At 37.2% G+C, this 14,483-nt stretch carries 12 protein-coding genes and 1 riboswitch; of the genes, 2 read left to right on the top strand and 10 right to left on the bottom strand.

Going from position 1 to position 14,483, the window contains the following annotated elements:
• Positions 1–71: 71 nt before the first annotated feature.
• Both OZ002_RS09475 and mgtA read right to left on the bottom strand, forming a co-directional pair.
• Complete coding sequence (locus OZ002_RS09475; RefSeq protein ID WP_002293780.1) at positions 72–743, bottom strand: HAD family hydrolase; 672 nt, start codon at positions 741–743, stop codon at positions 72–74.
• Positions 744–829: 86 nt separating this feature from the next.
• The gene (gene mgtA, locus OZ002_RS09470) at positions 830–3,478 is read right to left on the bottom strand and encodes a magnesium-translocating P-type ATPase (protein ID WP_002323359.1); all 2,649 of its coding nucleotides are present in this window, start codon (positions 3,476–3,478) and stop codon (positions 830–832) included.
• Positions 3,479–3,819: 341 nt separating this feature from the next.
• Positions 3,820–3,994: riboswitch (M-box (ykoK) riboswitch) on the bottom strand.
• A 171-nt stretch (positions 3,995–4,165) separates the two neighbouring features.
• On the opposite strand from mgtA, the gene ndk reads away from it, so the two are divergent.
• On the top strand, positions 4,166–4,603 hold the full coding sequence (gene ndk, locus OZ002_RS09465; protein WP_002317955.1) for a nucleoside-diphosphate kinase: 438 nt from the start codon (positions 4,166–4,168) through the stop codon (positions 4,601–4,603).
• A 21-nt stretch (positions 4,604–4,624) separates the two neighbouring features.
• Here ndk and OZ002_RS09460 read toward each other — a convergent pair whose 3' ends face one another.
• The 5 genes from OZ002_RS09460 to OZ002_RS09440 form a co-directional block, all read right to left on the bottom strand.
• Positions 4,625–5,491, bottom strand: coding sequence for an Rgg/GadR/MutR family transcriptional regulator (locus OZ002_RS09460; RefSeq protein ID WP_156249112.1), 867 nt, complete (start codon positions 5,489–5,491; stop codon positions 4,625–4,627).
• Positions 5,492–5,650: 159 nt separating this feature from the next.
• Entirely contained in the window at positions 5,651–7,744 is a 2,094-nt protein-coding gene (locus OZ002_RS09455; protein ID WP_128704384.1) for an LTA synthase family protein, read from the bottom strand.
• A 395-nt stretch (positions 7,745–8,139) separates the two neighbouring features.
• Positions 8,140–8,763, bottom strand: coding sequence for a hypothetical protein (locus OZ002_RS09450; RefSeq protein ID WP_049141899.1), 624 nt, complete (start codon positions 8,761–8,763; stop codon positions 8,140–8,142).
• Positions 8,764–8,921: 158 nt separating this feature from the next.
• Positions 8,922–10,319 carry a glycoside hydrolase family 1 protein gene (locus OZ002_RS09445; protein ID WP_002293829.1) on the bottom strand — a complete coding sequence of 466 codons (1,398 nt, stop codon included), beginning with the start codon at positions 10,317–10,319 and terminating at the stop codon, positions 8,922–8,924.
• A 31-nt stretch (positions 10,320–10,350) separates the two neighbouring features.
• Entirely contained in the window at positions 10,351–11,322 is a 972-nt protein-coding gene (locus tag OZ002_RS09440; protein ID WP_049141898.1) for a LacI family DNA-binding transcriptional regulator, read from the bottom strand.
• A gap of 373 nt (positions 11,323–11,695) precedes the next feature.
• Here OZ002_RS09440 and OZ002_RS09435 point away from each other — a divergent pair, with 373 nt between their 5' ends.
• Positions 11,696–12,121 (top strand): hypothetical protein, encoded by a 426-nt coding sequence (locus tag OZ002_RS09435; RefSeq protein WP_002293832.1) that lies wholly within the window; start codon positions 11,696–11,698, stop codon positions 12,119–12,121.
• A gap of 487 nt (positions 12,122–12,608) precedes the next feature.
• On the opposite strand, the gene OZ002_RS09430 is transcribed toward OZ002_RS09435, so the two are convergent.
• The 3 genes from OZ002_RS09430 to OZ002_RS09420 are packed head-to-tail and all read right to left on the bottom strand — an operon-like array spanning position 12,609 to position 14,341.
• Complete coding sequence (locus OZ002_RS09430) at positions 12,609–13,310, bottom strand: deoxynucleoside kinase (protein ID WP_002293604.1); 702 nt, start codon at positions 13,308–13,310, stop codon at positions 12,609–12,611.
• 15 nt (positions 13,311–13,325) lie between these two features.
• A complete protein-coding gene (locus OZ002_RS09425) occupies positions 13,326–13,766 on the bottom strand; it encodes a nucleoside 2-deoxyribosyltransferase (RefSeq protein ID WP_123840160.1) in 441 nt (146 codons plus the stop codon).
• Entirely contained in the window at positions 13,766–14,341 is a 576-nt protein-coding gene (locus OZ002_RS09420; protein WP_002293608.1) for a TIGR00730 family Rossman fold protein, read from the bottom strand. Before OZ002_RS09420 ends, OZ002_RS09425 begins: the two co-directional genes overlap by 1 nt.
• Between the last annotated feature and the right edge of the window lie 142 nt (positions 14,342–14,483).

Raw genomic sequence — 14,483 nt, 5'->3', positions numbered from 1 at the left:
TGTTGTTGGGATTAATCTACATGAGGAAAACTGAAAAGTCAAGTACGAAATTCAAATTATTTTTTCTATATTTATTTTTCTGTTTTTTTATTTAACATTTCAATAACAGTTCGAAGATCTTTTCCTTCCGCAAGAAGTTTCAATTTTTCCTTTTCTTCGACGGTATAATTTCGGACAAAACTGGAATCAGGTATCAAAACAACGCCTAATCCTGCTCGTGAAGCAGCTGTTGCTCCTACTAAAGAATCTTCCACTGCAAAGGCTGAACTAGCTTCTAATCCTGTTCGTTCCAAAGCTGTCAGATAAGGAATCGGTGAAGGCTTGTTCTCCGACACTTCGTCTCCGAATGTAAACGTGTCAAAGTAATCAGCTAATTTAAAGTGATCCAAGATATCTGTTGCTCTTTTCGTAACAGTGGTCGTAGCAATGCCTAGTTTCATATGACGTTCTTTTAAGTCTGCCAATATTTCTTTTGCATATGGTTTTAAGTGGATGGCTCCGCTTGTCAGCTGTTGATAAAAATATTCTTCGCGCTTCGCTCGGACTTCCTGTACTTTTTCAGGGCTACCTGCTGCTTTCACTAAAATATCAAAACTTTGTTTCCAGTTTTTTCCGCCCCAAGCGTCAACGATTTCTTTTGGGATATGGATATCAAATTGCTGAAATCCCCAAAGCCAGCCATCACGATACGTTTTTTCTGTGTCAACTAACAAACCATCTAAATCAAATATTGCACCTTTCATTTATACATTAATCCTTTCCAAAACAATACACATAGTTTAGCACGACTGGTCCAAAAAGAACAGAAGCAAAGAACCAGCCTTCTCGTTTATAAGAGTTCTTGGAATCGACGGATATAGATTTTCTTCACAGCTGTCACAAGCGCCAGATAAGCGATGACTGTAGCAAATAACCATAACCAGTAATTGCCAGGAAGTGGCATCAAGCCTAATTCAGTACCAAAACTTGTAAAAGGAAGGACAGAACCGACAATAATTCCTAATGTAGTGATAACAAACATGGCAAATGTTGCATTGCTTTGGATAAATGGTACTTTCGGTGTACGCAGTGCATGGAGCACTAAGGTTTGTGTCCATAGTGATTCGACAAACCATCCTGCATGGAATAATGCGATGAAAATCACTTGCTGTGAACTATCCAATGTATGGAAACTTCCGCCCACTACAGCAGGACAAATAACAAAATACATCAACAAGTAAGTAGTAATATCAAATATCGAACTTGTTGGGCCAAAGTAAACCATGAATTTCCCAATACTAGATGCATTCCATTTTTTTGGCTCGTCCAAATATTCTTTATCCATCCGATCCCATGGCAAGGAAATGCAGGAAACATCATAGATCAGATTCAAAAACAGAAGTTGTAAAGGCAGCATTGGTAAAAATGGCAGGAACGTACTTGCAATCAGCACGGAAAACATATTGCCAAAATTAGAACTTGCTGTAGCCTTGATATATTTCATGATATTCCCAAAAGTTTCTCGTCCAGAAAGAAGGCCTCTTTCCAAAATCGTCAAATCTTTTTCTAAAAGGATCACGTCTGCAGATTCTTTCGCAATATCCACAGCTGTATCTACAGAAATACCGATATCAGCCACTTTCATTGCAGGAGCGTCATTGATACCATCTCCTAAAAATCCGACAGTATGACCATTTTTACGTAAAGCTGTCGTCAAACGTGCTTTTTGCTGAGGATTCAATTTTACGAATACTTCATGGTCTTCAGCTACTTGTGCTAATTCATGATCACTCATTTCCGAGATTTTCTCACCGGTAACCAATTCATTGATCTCTAGACCTACTTGACGGCACACTGAACGTGTAACTAATTCGTTGTCCCCAGTCAGAACTTTTACAGCTACACCATGTTCTTTCAGAGCTTTCAACGCTTGTTTCGTTGTTTCTTTTGGTGGATCAAGGAAAGCAAGATAACCAATCAAAACCATGTCTGACTCATCTTTGACTGAAAATTCTCCAACGACGCTTGGATTGGTCTTTTGTGCGACACCAATCACTCGTAAGCCATCTTCATTAAGTGACTGTACTTTTGCAAGTACGGCTTCTTTTCGTTCTTTTGTTAATGGTGTAACAGTACCGCCAAGATCAATAAATTTAGAAATGTTCAGCATTTCTTCAATCGCGCCTTTTGTGATCATTTGTGTTTTACCAGCTGGATCAGCAACCACAACACTCATACGGCGACGTTCAAAATCAAAAGGAATTTCATCCACTTTTTGATAATTGATCTTATCTGTATCTAAAGTTTCTGTTGCTTCATCAATGATAGCCACATCTAACAAATTTTTCAGCCCTGTTTGATAGTAGCTATTTAGATACGCATGGCGCAAAACACGATCATCTTCATTTCCTTCACAATCCATATGATATTCAAGAATGATTTTATCTTGTGTCAATGTCCCCGTTTTATCCGTACATAACACATCGATTGCACCAAAGTTCTGGATGGCATTCAAATTTTTGATCACTGTTCCTTTTTTGGCCATCACACTTGCTCCTTTGACCAAATTCGTCGTAACGATCATTGGAAGCATTTCAGGTGTTAGACCAACTGCTACAGATAGTCCAAAAAGAAAAGCTTCTAGCCAATCCCCTTTTGTAAGCCCATTGATGACGATAACTGCTGGAGCCATCAATGACATAAATTTGATCAGTAGCATGGATGTTTTATGGATGCCTAATTCAAAGCTTGATTGAATTGGTTTTTCAGATAGCGTTTCTGCTACATGACCAAATAGTGTTTCATTTCCAACAGAAACAATGATTCCTTCCGCACTTCCACTGATGACATTACTTCCCATAAAGACAAGATTTTCGTAACTTGTTTCGCTTTGCTGATCGTCTTCACATACTTTCGCATGCTTTTCTACTGGATAGCTTTCCCCTGTCAATGCTGCTTGGGAAATGAATAAATCCTTTGCGGACAATAAACGCATATCCGCTGGTATCATATCCCCTGCTGAAAGCCGAACAAGATCTCCACAGACGATTTCTTCCATAGGAATCTCTGTGTACTTTCCATTACGTTTTACAGCTGCCGTTACTTTCACAAGTGATTTCAGTTTTTCAGCCGCTTGATTGGAACGTACGGACTGAATCAACGTCATTGTCCCGCTGACGATAACCATAGTGAAGATAATGGCTACACCGAAAAGATCTTTATCTCCAGGAGCTGCTAATACATATTCCGTGATGAATGAAATAATTCCTAATGCGATCAACACTAATGTAAATGGCGTGATGTATGCTTTCAATATTTCTACGATGAATGGTGTTTTTTTGCCATATGAAATCGCATTTTCACCGTAATTTTCTCTTGAACGTTCGATTTGTTCTTCTGTCAATCCATTTGCTGATGCATGGAATAGTTCAAATAATTCTTGTTTCGTTTTTCCAGCAAAAGCTGCATAGATTTTTTGTGTATCTTTCTTTTTTTCCATCTCAATCTCTCCTTTGTGTCCAAAAGACAGCTGTTCTCGCTGCTTTTGGTCTTTAGCTATTCATCGGATCGATAGAGAAAAAACTGAAAGGGGCTGAGAACAGATAGATAATAGCCCTGGCCTTTCCTCTAGATCCTTGTTTTTCGAATGACTGTCATCCATTTGTTCTCATCTCCTTTACTAAGTAATTTTAATTCATGACTTCCAATCATTTTTCGAATAGTTATTTTCCCAATTAGACCACCTCCTTTTTATTTTTCACCGATGGGGATTTGCGGCAACAAAAAAACCTCTCGCCAAATACTCAGCGAAAGGTTTGAAAAAGCATATTAAAAAAAGCTTCTCAGATCTCATCGTTGAGTTTTGACACTGTACAACGTAAAAAGCAGATACCTGCTTTTAGCTACCTTATGAAAAGCCTTATCTCGACAATTCCTGTTCTACCCATTGGCGTCTCTCGACGTTTTTGGGCAGTAGCCTATGTTTGTATAGGAGCCTCACCTAACAAATCTTATTCGGTTTTCCTTCGTTAATATAACAACTAAAAAAGAGGATGTCAAATCAATTTTCCATGTTTTTCATACTTTTTTAAAATACACACGTTATATTCCTGTCTCACGCGGTTTTATTTGTCTCATTTTCCACCTCCCGCTATAATAGAAATATAGTAGGAAACGAGGTGCTGTTATGGAAAGAACACTTGTTATTATCAAGCCAGACGGCGTGAGACGCCATTTAGTCGGAAGCATCATCCAACGTTTTGAAGCAAAGGGACTGGCCATTGCTGAAATGAAGTTTGAAACTATGACTCCTGAATTAGCAAAAGAACATTATCAGCACTTGACTGAGCGCAGTTTTTTTGATGAACTGATCGATTACATGACTTCCGGTCCTGTTGTTTATCTTGTGCTGGTCGGCGAGGAAGTGATCGATATCGTCCGTAAGATGGTTGGAGCAACAAAAGCTGCCGATGCTGTTCCAGGTACGATCCGAGGAGACTACGCGCTGCCGGGGACTGAAAACATCATTCACGCTTCTGATTCCCGTGATGCTGCGGTAAAAGAGATCGCCCGCTTTTTCCCGCCATTCGATACAAACAAACCGTCTGAAAAAGCGGCGAAGTGATACAAATTCTAAACTGCTGGTCTAGTTGCTGGGTTCAGCAATGGACAGTAGTTTTTTCTCTAAGGACCTCCGTTGATTCTTTCCTAACATATATTCGAGCACTGTGAAGAATTCTTGGTAGTCTTTCGTCTTTTCTTCCCCTAAAGCAGCAGAAATCAATCTTTGATAATAATCTGCCATCAATGTTTCATAGATCACTGTACTTCTTTCTTTATGTGCTAAACTCCGTTTCATATCTTCATTCACACTACGTGCCTTTTTCAACCGACCATTTTCTATATAAAACGAAGTCAGGTTCATTAAAAAAGTAAAGAGATACTGCTCATGATTGTTCAACTGTGCTAATCGTCGCATTCTTTTTTTGATTTTCAAATAATTGTTCTCAATAAACCGATCACTGAATATCCAAGGAAAATCAGCTAGAATAGATAGTTCAAATTGACCATAGTCTGGTATCTGCATCAAGTATTCTTCAATGATTCGGCATTCATAACGTAAAAATTCAAATTCTGTCTCAGATACTTCTGTTTTTTCGACCATGTGAAGATTCAAAACCAAATAATACAGATCTTCTGTTTTCTTAAAATGCCTACGGTTATTGCTGATCTCTTTATAAGGATCAAAGCTGTCTTCTTGTACCCGATCTAGCATTCGTCTTTTTTTCTTTAACTTTATTGGTTCATCCAGCTGGTTTCGCATCCATTCATATTCTGCAAGTGTCATGTTCATTCGCTCTAAAAATGATCTCAATGTTACAAATGACATTTTTTTCACTGAATTTGTCTCAATCCCGACTAGAGAAGTCTTAGAACAGATTCCTTCCGCTAATTGGGACTGTGTCAACTTCTTGTTGACTCGAAGTTTCTTAATCAATTCACCATCATACATAATAGTTCTCCTTTTTAATTTAAATTTTTCCGCATTCAATAAATAGATACGTTAAAAAGGAAAAATACACGAAAAAAATAAAAAAATGTTTTTTTCATAAAAAATACCAACCTTCAAGCATTAGAATGTTGTCTAACTACTGAAGGTTGGTTTGATTGTTTATTGATTATTTTTTTGCTGTTCAACGTCTGTTCTTGTTACTGGATATAAGTTGGTTGTTGTTTTATTGCCATTTTTTGAAAAGACACTTGTCGAATGTTCGCCTTTTTGCTTTTCGATGGCTATGTTACGTTCTGCTTCATTTTTATAGTCATATTTTTTCGGATCGATCGTTTCAAATCCGTTTGGCACATAAAAACGCAAGAGATTTTCTTGATTCAGCTTATCTGAAAGACTTAAAGCAGACTTGACTTTTTCCTGATCTTTGGAAATTTCCTCGTCGATTCCTGCTGCTTTCGTATCGATGATTTCTCCTGTTTGGTTATTGTAAGCTTTTCCTCCTAAGACGGTGTATTTGGGTGTCACGAAGTTCCCATTTCGAAAAGCCACTACTTGATCATGCTGAGGAGATAATAAATCCGTACCAAAATGGAGATAGTCTTTATCATCGATTCCCAAGAGATGAAGTAATGTCGGCAAAACATCGATTTCTCCACCGTATTCGTGATTGACTGACCCTTTAGTATAACCAGGCATATGAATCATTAATGGCACACGCTGCATTTGTGCGTTGTCAAATTCATTCCATGTATCTGGGTCTTTTCCAAGAGCACTTGCTAAATCTTTATTATCTGTATTTGAGATGCCAAAATGATCCCCATAAATCACAAAGATCGAATTTTGATAAATACCGGATTTTTTCAGGTACGTAAAAAATTGTTCCAATGACTGATCCAAATAATGTGCCGTTCGAACATAGTTATCTACTGTGCTATTTCCAGTGTTCAAAGATGGAAAATCGAAATTCTTATCATCCGTATAATAAGGCGTGTGGTTGGTTACGGAAAGAAATTTCGTGTAAAACGGCTGTTGTAGATGCTCAAGATATTGGGCAGATTCTCTGAATAAATCTTTATCTAATATCCCATAACCTAACGTTTCGTCGGATTCATCAAAATAAGATCGATCAAAGAAATTGTCATAACCTAAGTTTTTATATACATGATCTCTATTCCAAAAACTAGCTACATTCCCATGGAAAACAGCGCTTGTATAGCCTTGCTTTTGTCCAAGGATCGCTGGTGCGGCTTGAAAGACATTGTCTGACCCAAGCTCTGTGAATAATGAGCCTTGAGGTAAACCAAATGTGCCAGTTTCCAACATATTTTCAGCATCACTTGTCTTTCCCTGTCCTACTTCATGAAAGAAATTGTCAAAGCTGATCGTTGCTTGATTCTGGAAAATACTATTTAAAAACGGTGTGACTTCTTGTCCGTCTACCTTCATATTAATCAAAAACTGCTGGAAACTTTCTAAATGGAGAACGATCACATTTTTCCCTTTAGCGATCCCAAATGTTTCGGGATTTGGCTCTGCATAATGTTTCTTTGTATAATCTAAAACTTCATCAATCCCATTACTGCTTGCATGCGCGCGAACACTGCTAGTCATTCCTGTTTTGATTCCGTCATAAATAGTATACGCATCGATTCCTAGATATTTGACAATATATGAACGGTCAAATGTTCGCTGCAGCAATTGTGGACGGTTGGCTTCGCTCAGCGCTAGATTTCCTGAAAAAATAAGCCCTGAAAGACAGGTAACAGCGATAGCCATCGGTTTGCCGACAGGGTTGCTTTTGATAGGTATTTTCTTGACCTTCAACCAAACCAGTAGCCCAATGAACACAGCGATATCCAGCCAGTAGATGACATCATGGGGCTTCATCAAAGAAAAGGAGCTTCCTGACAATCCTTGCGACACTTTCGAAAAGCCTAATACAGATTTGACTGTAATGAAATCTGTGAATTCCCGATAAAAAATAATATTCAAGTACAACAAAAGCGTATTTAAAATATCAATGATCAAAAGAATAGCTAACGCTGGCTTTGGCTTTTTAATATACAAAGAAAGGCCAAAAAACAATAAGGTAGTCGCAATTGGGTTGATCCACAAGATAAAGTACTGGATCGTACCTTCCACACCTAATGAAAAATCTGCATAGTAGGCAATGATCGTCTTCAGCCAGAAAAAGAAAACAGCTGTCAAAACGATTGCTAAACGATTTTGGCACAATTTTTTAAGTTGTGTCACGTATATCACTTCTCTCTATTCACATTTTTCCTTATTTTGCTCCTGAAAAATGAAAATTCCCTAAAAAAGTTGTTATCTTAAGATTTTTTTATTCTTTCTAAAGATTATTCCGTCCATTTTTCACAGCATAAAACCGCTGTGATGTAAGCGATTAAACTAATGAAGAGATAAAAGTCTTGTGGTGACCGCTTCACTCCACGGTATTCAAAAGCCAGTTTCTCGGTATTCGTACAAAAAAAGAGGCTGTGACAAAATTCTTGTCGCAGCTCCTTATTTCTTGATGCAGGACAGCTTTTTCGGAAATAAGCCGAAATTTTACAAAAACTTGAGAAGCACTTTTCGTAAATTTCTTCTTATTTCTTGAAGCTGACCACTTCTGTCACAACCTCTGTTTTTCATTGTCCATAGGATTGATATTGTCCTTGTGATGACTCATTCGTAATAATTGAGGCTTGATTTTCTTCACTTCCCGTTATCGTTTGTCCACTGCCAGAATCTGAAGGACTTGTTCCTGTCGACTCGTTTTTTTGAGAAGAGACAGTTGTTTTCTTGACTTGTTCATTTGTCTTTTTCCATTCCGCTAAACGATCGGCGATCACTTTTTTGTCTACTTTTTCAGAATAAGCGGTGATCACTTTTCCATTTTTCAAACGGGCTACTTTGTCGCCATCATGAGTCAAAAGCAAAACGGTCAAATGCTTGTCTTTAAATTGATATTGTCTGAGAGAAATCGCACTAAGTACGTCATCGATATTAATAAATTGATTTTCTTCTTTTCCTTTTGGCAAATAAATGTCCAATTCGCCTTTTTCGTAATTGGCAGTTATTTTATACTCCGCCCACCAATAAGTTGAGAATTCTTTTTTGAAATTATCTACTGATTCTTTGCTTGCTACGATTTTTTCTGTTTCTTTCTGAGCAAGATCTGCTGTCATTTTTCCTGAAAATGCTGCGGATAAAATAAGCAGTAAGAAAAAACCGAATAACCAAAAGAGAAGAAACGGTCTTTTTTTCCTCATGCTTTCCTCCACTCCTATTTAATTTTGACTATTCTATTATATACAAAAAATGAAATAGAAAGACAAAAAAGTTGAAAAAGATCGTAAATAATTGAACTTCTTTTTCACAAAATGGTAAGAATGGAGAATTTCACGCATTTGCTCTCAACTATTCTTTCTTAAGCCTCAAATCCGTTTTTATCTGATACGTCTTTGAACCAATGACCCGATTTTTTGATTGTTCTTTTTCCATCTTGTGCTAAGTCTACTGAAATAAAGCCATATCGATTCTTATATGCATTGGTCCACGACCAGTTATCCATACATGTCCACATATGATAGCCTAAACAATTGGCACCTTCTTGAATGGCTTGATGGACATATTTCAGATGAGATTGGACAAATTCGATCCGATAATCATCGTGGATCATGCCATCTTCTTTGATAAATCGTGCTTCGTTTTCTACACCCATACCGTTTTCAGAAATAAAGCAGTCGATATTTCCATAATGATCTCGTACATTGATCAAAATATCATAGATTCCTTGTTCATAGATCTCCCATCCGCGATAAGGATTCATTTTACGACCAGGCATTTCATAATTGTCGAAATAATCCTCAGGCATTGGACCGTTTTTAGTATCGATTGGTGTTTCTTTTGCTTTTACCCGGCGTGGCTGGTAATAATTGATACCTAAAAGATCTACTGTATTTTCTTTGATGACCGTCAAATCCTCTGCATGGATCACAGGCATGAGATCAAGTTCTTTTACTATCTCAATCAATTCACTTGGAAACTCGCCTTTTACAGCTGGATCTAGGAATGAACGATTGAAGAACGCATCTGCTATTTGCGCTGCTTTAACATCTTCAGGGTTTGATTCGTCTCTTGGATAGCTTGGTGTCAGATTCAAGATGATACCAATAACACCACCTTGCTCCATTTCATGGTAAGATTTGATGGCTAACGCTGAAGCCAACGCTTCATGATAGCCAACTTGGATCGCTTTTTTCATATCTGACTCTTCTGGATAATGCCATCGATATAAATAACCTGCTTCGACTGGAACGATTGGTTCATTATGAGTAAACCATTTTTTTACTTTCGAACCAAACAATTCAAAACAACTTTTGGCATATTTTTCATAGGCTTCAACCGTTTCTCGGTTCAACCATCCGCCTTTTTCTTGCAGATACATCGGCATATCGAAATGATACAGATTCACAAAGGGTTCGATACCGTTTTCAATCAACTCATCAAAATAACGATGATAGAAACGAACGGCTTCTTCGTTGATTGTTCCAGATTCATCAGGTATCAAACGGCTCCATTGGATAGATGTTCGAAATGAATTATGCCCAGTCTGTTTCATCAACTGTACATCCTCTTGATACTTCGTATAAACTTGTGAAGTTTTTTCAGGTCCTACTTGGTCAAAGAACTTTTGCGGTTCTTTTTTGTACCAATAATCAAAAATGTTCTCTCCTTTTCCATCACCTGAAATCCTTCCTTCTGTTTGTGGGCCACTTGCTGCAGAACCCCACCAAAAATTTGCTGGAAATTGATATTTTTTCATCAAAGCACCTCTTTTTCTTTTTTAGTTCGTTTTAGTTGATTCCATGTATGATATTTTCCATCACAATCACTTTTTCATTTTCTTCCTCTTCTTTTTTGATTCGTTTCAACAGCTGTTCTGCGGCTTGTTCCCCGATTTTATCTGTTGGTGGTGTAATCGTGATTTTCGGAAGGATGCTCAAATCGTTTTTATCCAAATAATCATAATGACTGAACGCAATGTCCTTCCCGATTCTGATACCTTCTTGATTGAAACATTCGATAGCACCGATCGACATATTATAATTGCTGACAAAAATCGCTGTTACTCCTTTTTCTAATAATTCTTTTGCCCCATAATAGCCACTTTTTCTAGAATAGTCTCCTGTAAAGACCTCTAATTGGATCGATGGATCATTTTGGACCGCTTCTTTGGCTCCTGCTAAACGTTCTCTTGCTACGTAATCTGTTTGAGCGGCAGCAATAAATCCGATTTTTTTATGTCCTTGTTCACCATGATGAGCGATCACTTTTGCTACACTTTCTCGATCATTCACTAATATTGTATCAATACCTGCTGGCCCTTCTGGACAATTCAATGCGATAACTGGAATACTCATTTTTGTGAGCATTTCAAATCCAGACCACTCTTCTTCGGATAAGAAGACAATCAGCCCATCGATCACATGCTTCATCAGGTATTCAATTTTTTGTTCGATTTTTTCTGGCTGATCGGCAAACCCGCTTAATAATAAGCTATACCCATTTTCTTCAGCTACTCTTTCGATCCCTGAAACAACCTCCGAACCAAAACGGCTAGATATCCCGTTTATCAAAAGTCCAATAGAGAAACTTCGATTATTCTTCAACCCTTTAGCAATGATGTTTTCTTTATAGTCCAACGCTGAAATCGCTTCTGCTATTTTTTCCATATTCTTTTCCTTCAGCTGCTGACCATTCAAGTAACGGGAAACTGTTCCCACTGAAACACCAGCCATCTTAGCCACGTCACGGATCGATGCCATACATTCTCACTCCTGCCAGTTACATTTGATTTCTCTTTCTTGTTGTTCGATTATGATGACCGCATTCTTTGCATAGTGTTGCTTGTCATCAATATCCATATAACTAAAGTCTTCAGTAGAGCAACTTCCTCTCACTATTAATTATACTTAAACAAGTATTTGAACCGGTTCATTTTTAATATAGCATTTTTTTAAAAGATTGCAACACTTTTTTAAAACGCTTTCTGAAAGTGGCGGATTTTTTGCCTTTTTAAAATTTTATTCTAAAATTTACTCTATTTGTGGGTGTTTTGTGCGTTTTTCTCTTCCATCCGTTTGAAGTTTTACATTCCAATGGTATAATTTCTTTATCCTATCAAATGGGGGAAGTATTTTGAAGAAATTAATCGTACTATTTATTTTGTCTGCGGGACTTTTGACATTGACTGGCTGTGATTTGTTTGGCGGCTCTGACCAATCCTCGGACGAAACAACCGATTCTTCTGTCTTAAAAGCGGAAAAAGCAGATATCACCAACAGTGTATATACGCTAAAAGTACGTAAAGATATGGATTTATCCGCGGGACAGTTGACATTTACAGATAAAAAAATGGAATGGACACGCACGTATCAGACACAAGGAACTGATTCTTCTGAATCATCTGAAGAAAAAACGGTGCTGACAGATATCAAGATTACTACCAAAGATGACGAATATATTATTTCAGGAAAAGAAAATAAAAAAGAAACAACAGTCATATTTACAAAAATCGGTAATTACCGTTTGAAGGATGAGGATGGCAACATCTACAGTCTATAGTGCCGTCTGTTGGATCTTCTTTTGTTTCTCCCCTTCTTTTCTGCTATAGTAAAGAAGCAAGATGATTGTAAAGGAGACGAAATGGATGATCGATAGTCCTGATTATTGTACATGTAATAACAACAAAAATATCCATACAGAATTTAATGACCAAGGAAGCTTGAGCATATGCGACAACTGTCACAAACTAGTCAAAGATTCATTTAAAACATTTGAATCTTATCCTGTTCAAAATTATGTAAAAAGTAGAAGAAGATAAACAAAATCAAGCAAAACTCACTATGGCTGATTTTTATGAACTTCAAACTCAGCTTCTTCCTTTGATCAAGCTTCATCAGTAAAACAAACAGTGGATCATTTCAGTTTACAAATCAAAGAGTAAAGATTTATTTATTTCAAATATTTGAATATAAAATAACCAAACGATAGAAAGGCTTATTCTACATCACGTAGTAATTTTTCTTTCCCGTCGTTTGGTTTTTTATTTTTAGCCTAATTCTTGACCTTTTGCATGCTGGTTATCCGTAAAATATTTTCCAGCAGGCTTTCCTTCCAATTCAGCTAATTTTTCTTGGATCTGACGGATCACCTTTTTTGCATCTTCTGGATTTTCTACAAAATCGAATGTATCCCCATCCACTTGTATTTTAGGACATACATCAAAATCTTCATACCATTGATTATAGCGGGTGTTCAACGTTTCGTAATAGGTATATAACGTTTCATCGCTTTCTAGCTGTTCATAATCACGCCCACGTTTTTTGATACGTTCTAGCATCGTGTCCAAAGAAACTTTGATATGGACCATCAAATCAGGCCGTTTTTTTGGAGCAACATCATCTAACTCGTTTAGCATCGTATCTAATAAGCTATCGTACTGCTGTACTTCGATATCCGTTACCCGACCTAAATCAGCGTTTAGATGGAACAACAGGCTATCTTCATAGATGGATCGGTCTAGCACATTGTCATCGTTCACTAAAGCATTTTTCATTGCTAAAAATCGCTTGTTCAAAAAGAAGATTTGCAATAAAAAAGCGTACTGCTCAGGATTTGAATAAAAGAGCGGCAATACTTCGTTATCTTCGACATTTTCATAAAATGGTTTAGAATCAATCTCTTTTGCAAGCATATCCGTCAAACTGCTCTTACCTGCACCAATCGTTCCTGAAATCAAAATCACTGACATACAACCCTTCCTCTTCTATAAGTACTCGCCTACGTAAGTTTCAACAGGCAATGTTTTAAAATCATATTCACGTACAGCTTGGTCTGATTTTAAATACGTATGGAGACTTTGTGTAATCATCAAGTTCGTAGGTACCGTTTCTTCTTGTACAATGATCATCGGTTTTTTCAACATAGTTGCCACACCTAATTCGTAAGCCGTTCCTGGATCGATTGTTTGATGCTCAAAGTCAAGGATAGCAACAACAAATTCTGCATTTGTCAGTTCTTCCATATCTTTTTCGTATACTTCCTGCACCCATCCAGCGCTGAATAGTTCATAATTGCTTTCTTGGTGATGACGTGGAGAGTAGAAACTTGTGACTGTTTTGTTTTCCTCCAACGCTTTTTCGATACGACTTACTCGATCGATTTGCTCCTCTGAAAAAAATGGTCCTGCTAAATATATTTGACTCATTATTTTGCCTCCTTCAATAATAACTGATTTTTAATAGATACTGCTCGTAATTCATTGACCAGTTCCAATGGATTATTGGAAAAGATTACTTGATCCAACCATTTTTTATCCATAAAATCCTCTTTTGCAAAAGTTTCTAATAATTGTTGCAAGCCGCTGTAATAACCGCCAATATTCAATATTCCGATTGGCTTGTCAGGCGTCAGACCGATTGCTATCCAAGAAAGAAGTTGTGAGAATTCCTCCAATGTACCTAGACCTCCAGGGAAAACGAGGACAGCATCTCCCTTTTCAAATAATAATACCTTTCTTTCATCAATCGTTTCTGTAGGAATAAATGTAGTAACATCTTTTCCAGGCAATTCAGTTTCAAAAAGCCCATTCGGATAGATACCTGTGACTTTTCCGTTATTTTCCAGTACTGTTTTACTAATCACTCCCATAATCCCGGAGTATGAACCACCGTAAACCAGTTCGATTTCTTCTTGTGCCATGTATTTTCCTAACGTTTGCGCAATAAATTTGTAACTTTCTTTATTGCCAAAACGGGAACCGCAAAAAACAGTAAGTTTCATAAAAAAACACTCCCTAACTCAAAAGTCTATCTTCATTCTACACGTGTTTTTTTTAAATAAAAGACTAGATTTTGTAGTTTTTTAGTGGTATATAGGATAGACACCACTATATATAGTATTTAGAAAAAAATCATTTTTCAGC

This window comes from Enterococcus sp. E4-150 (assembly GCF_035726465.1).
Taxonomy (GTDB): Bacteria; Bacillota; Bacilli; order Lactobacillales; family Enterococcaceae; genus Enterococcus_B; species Enterococcus_B faecium.
This window is presented reverse-complemented; position numbering and strand designations above follow the sequence as displayed.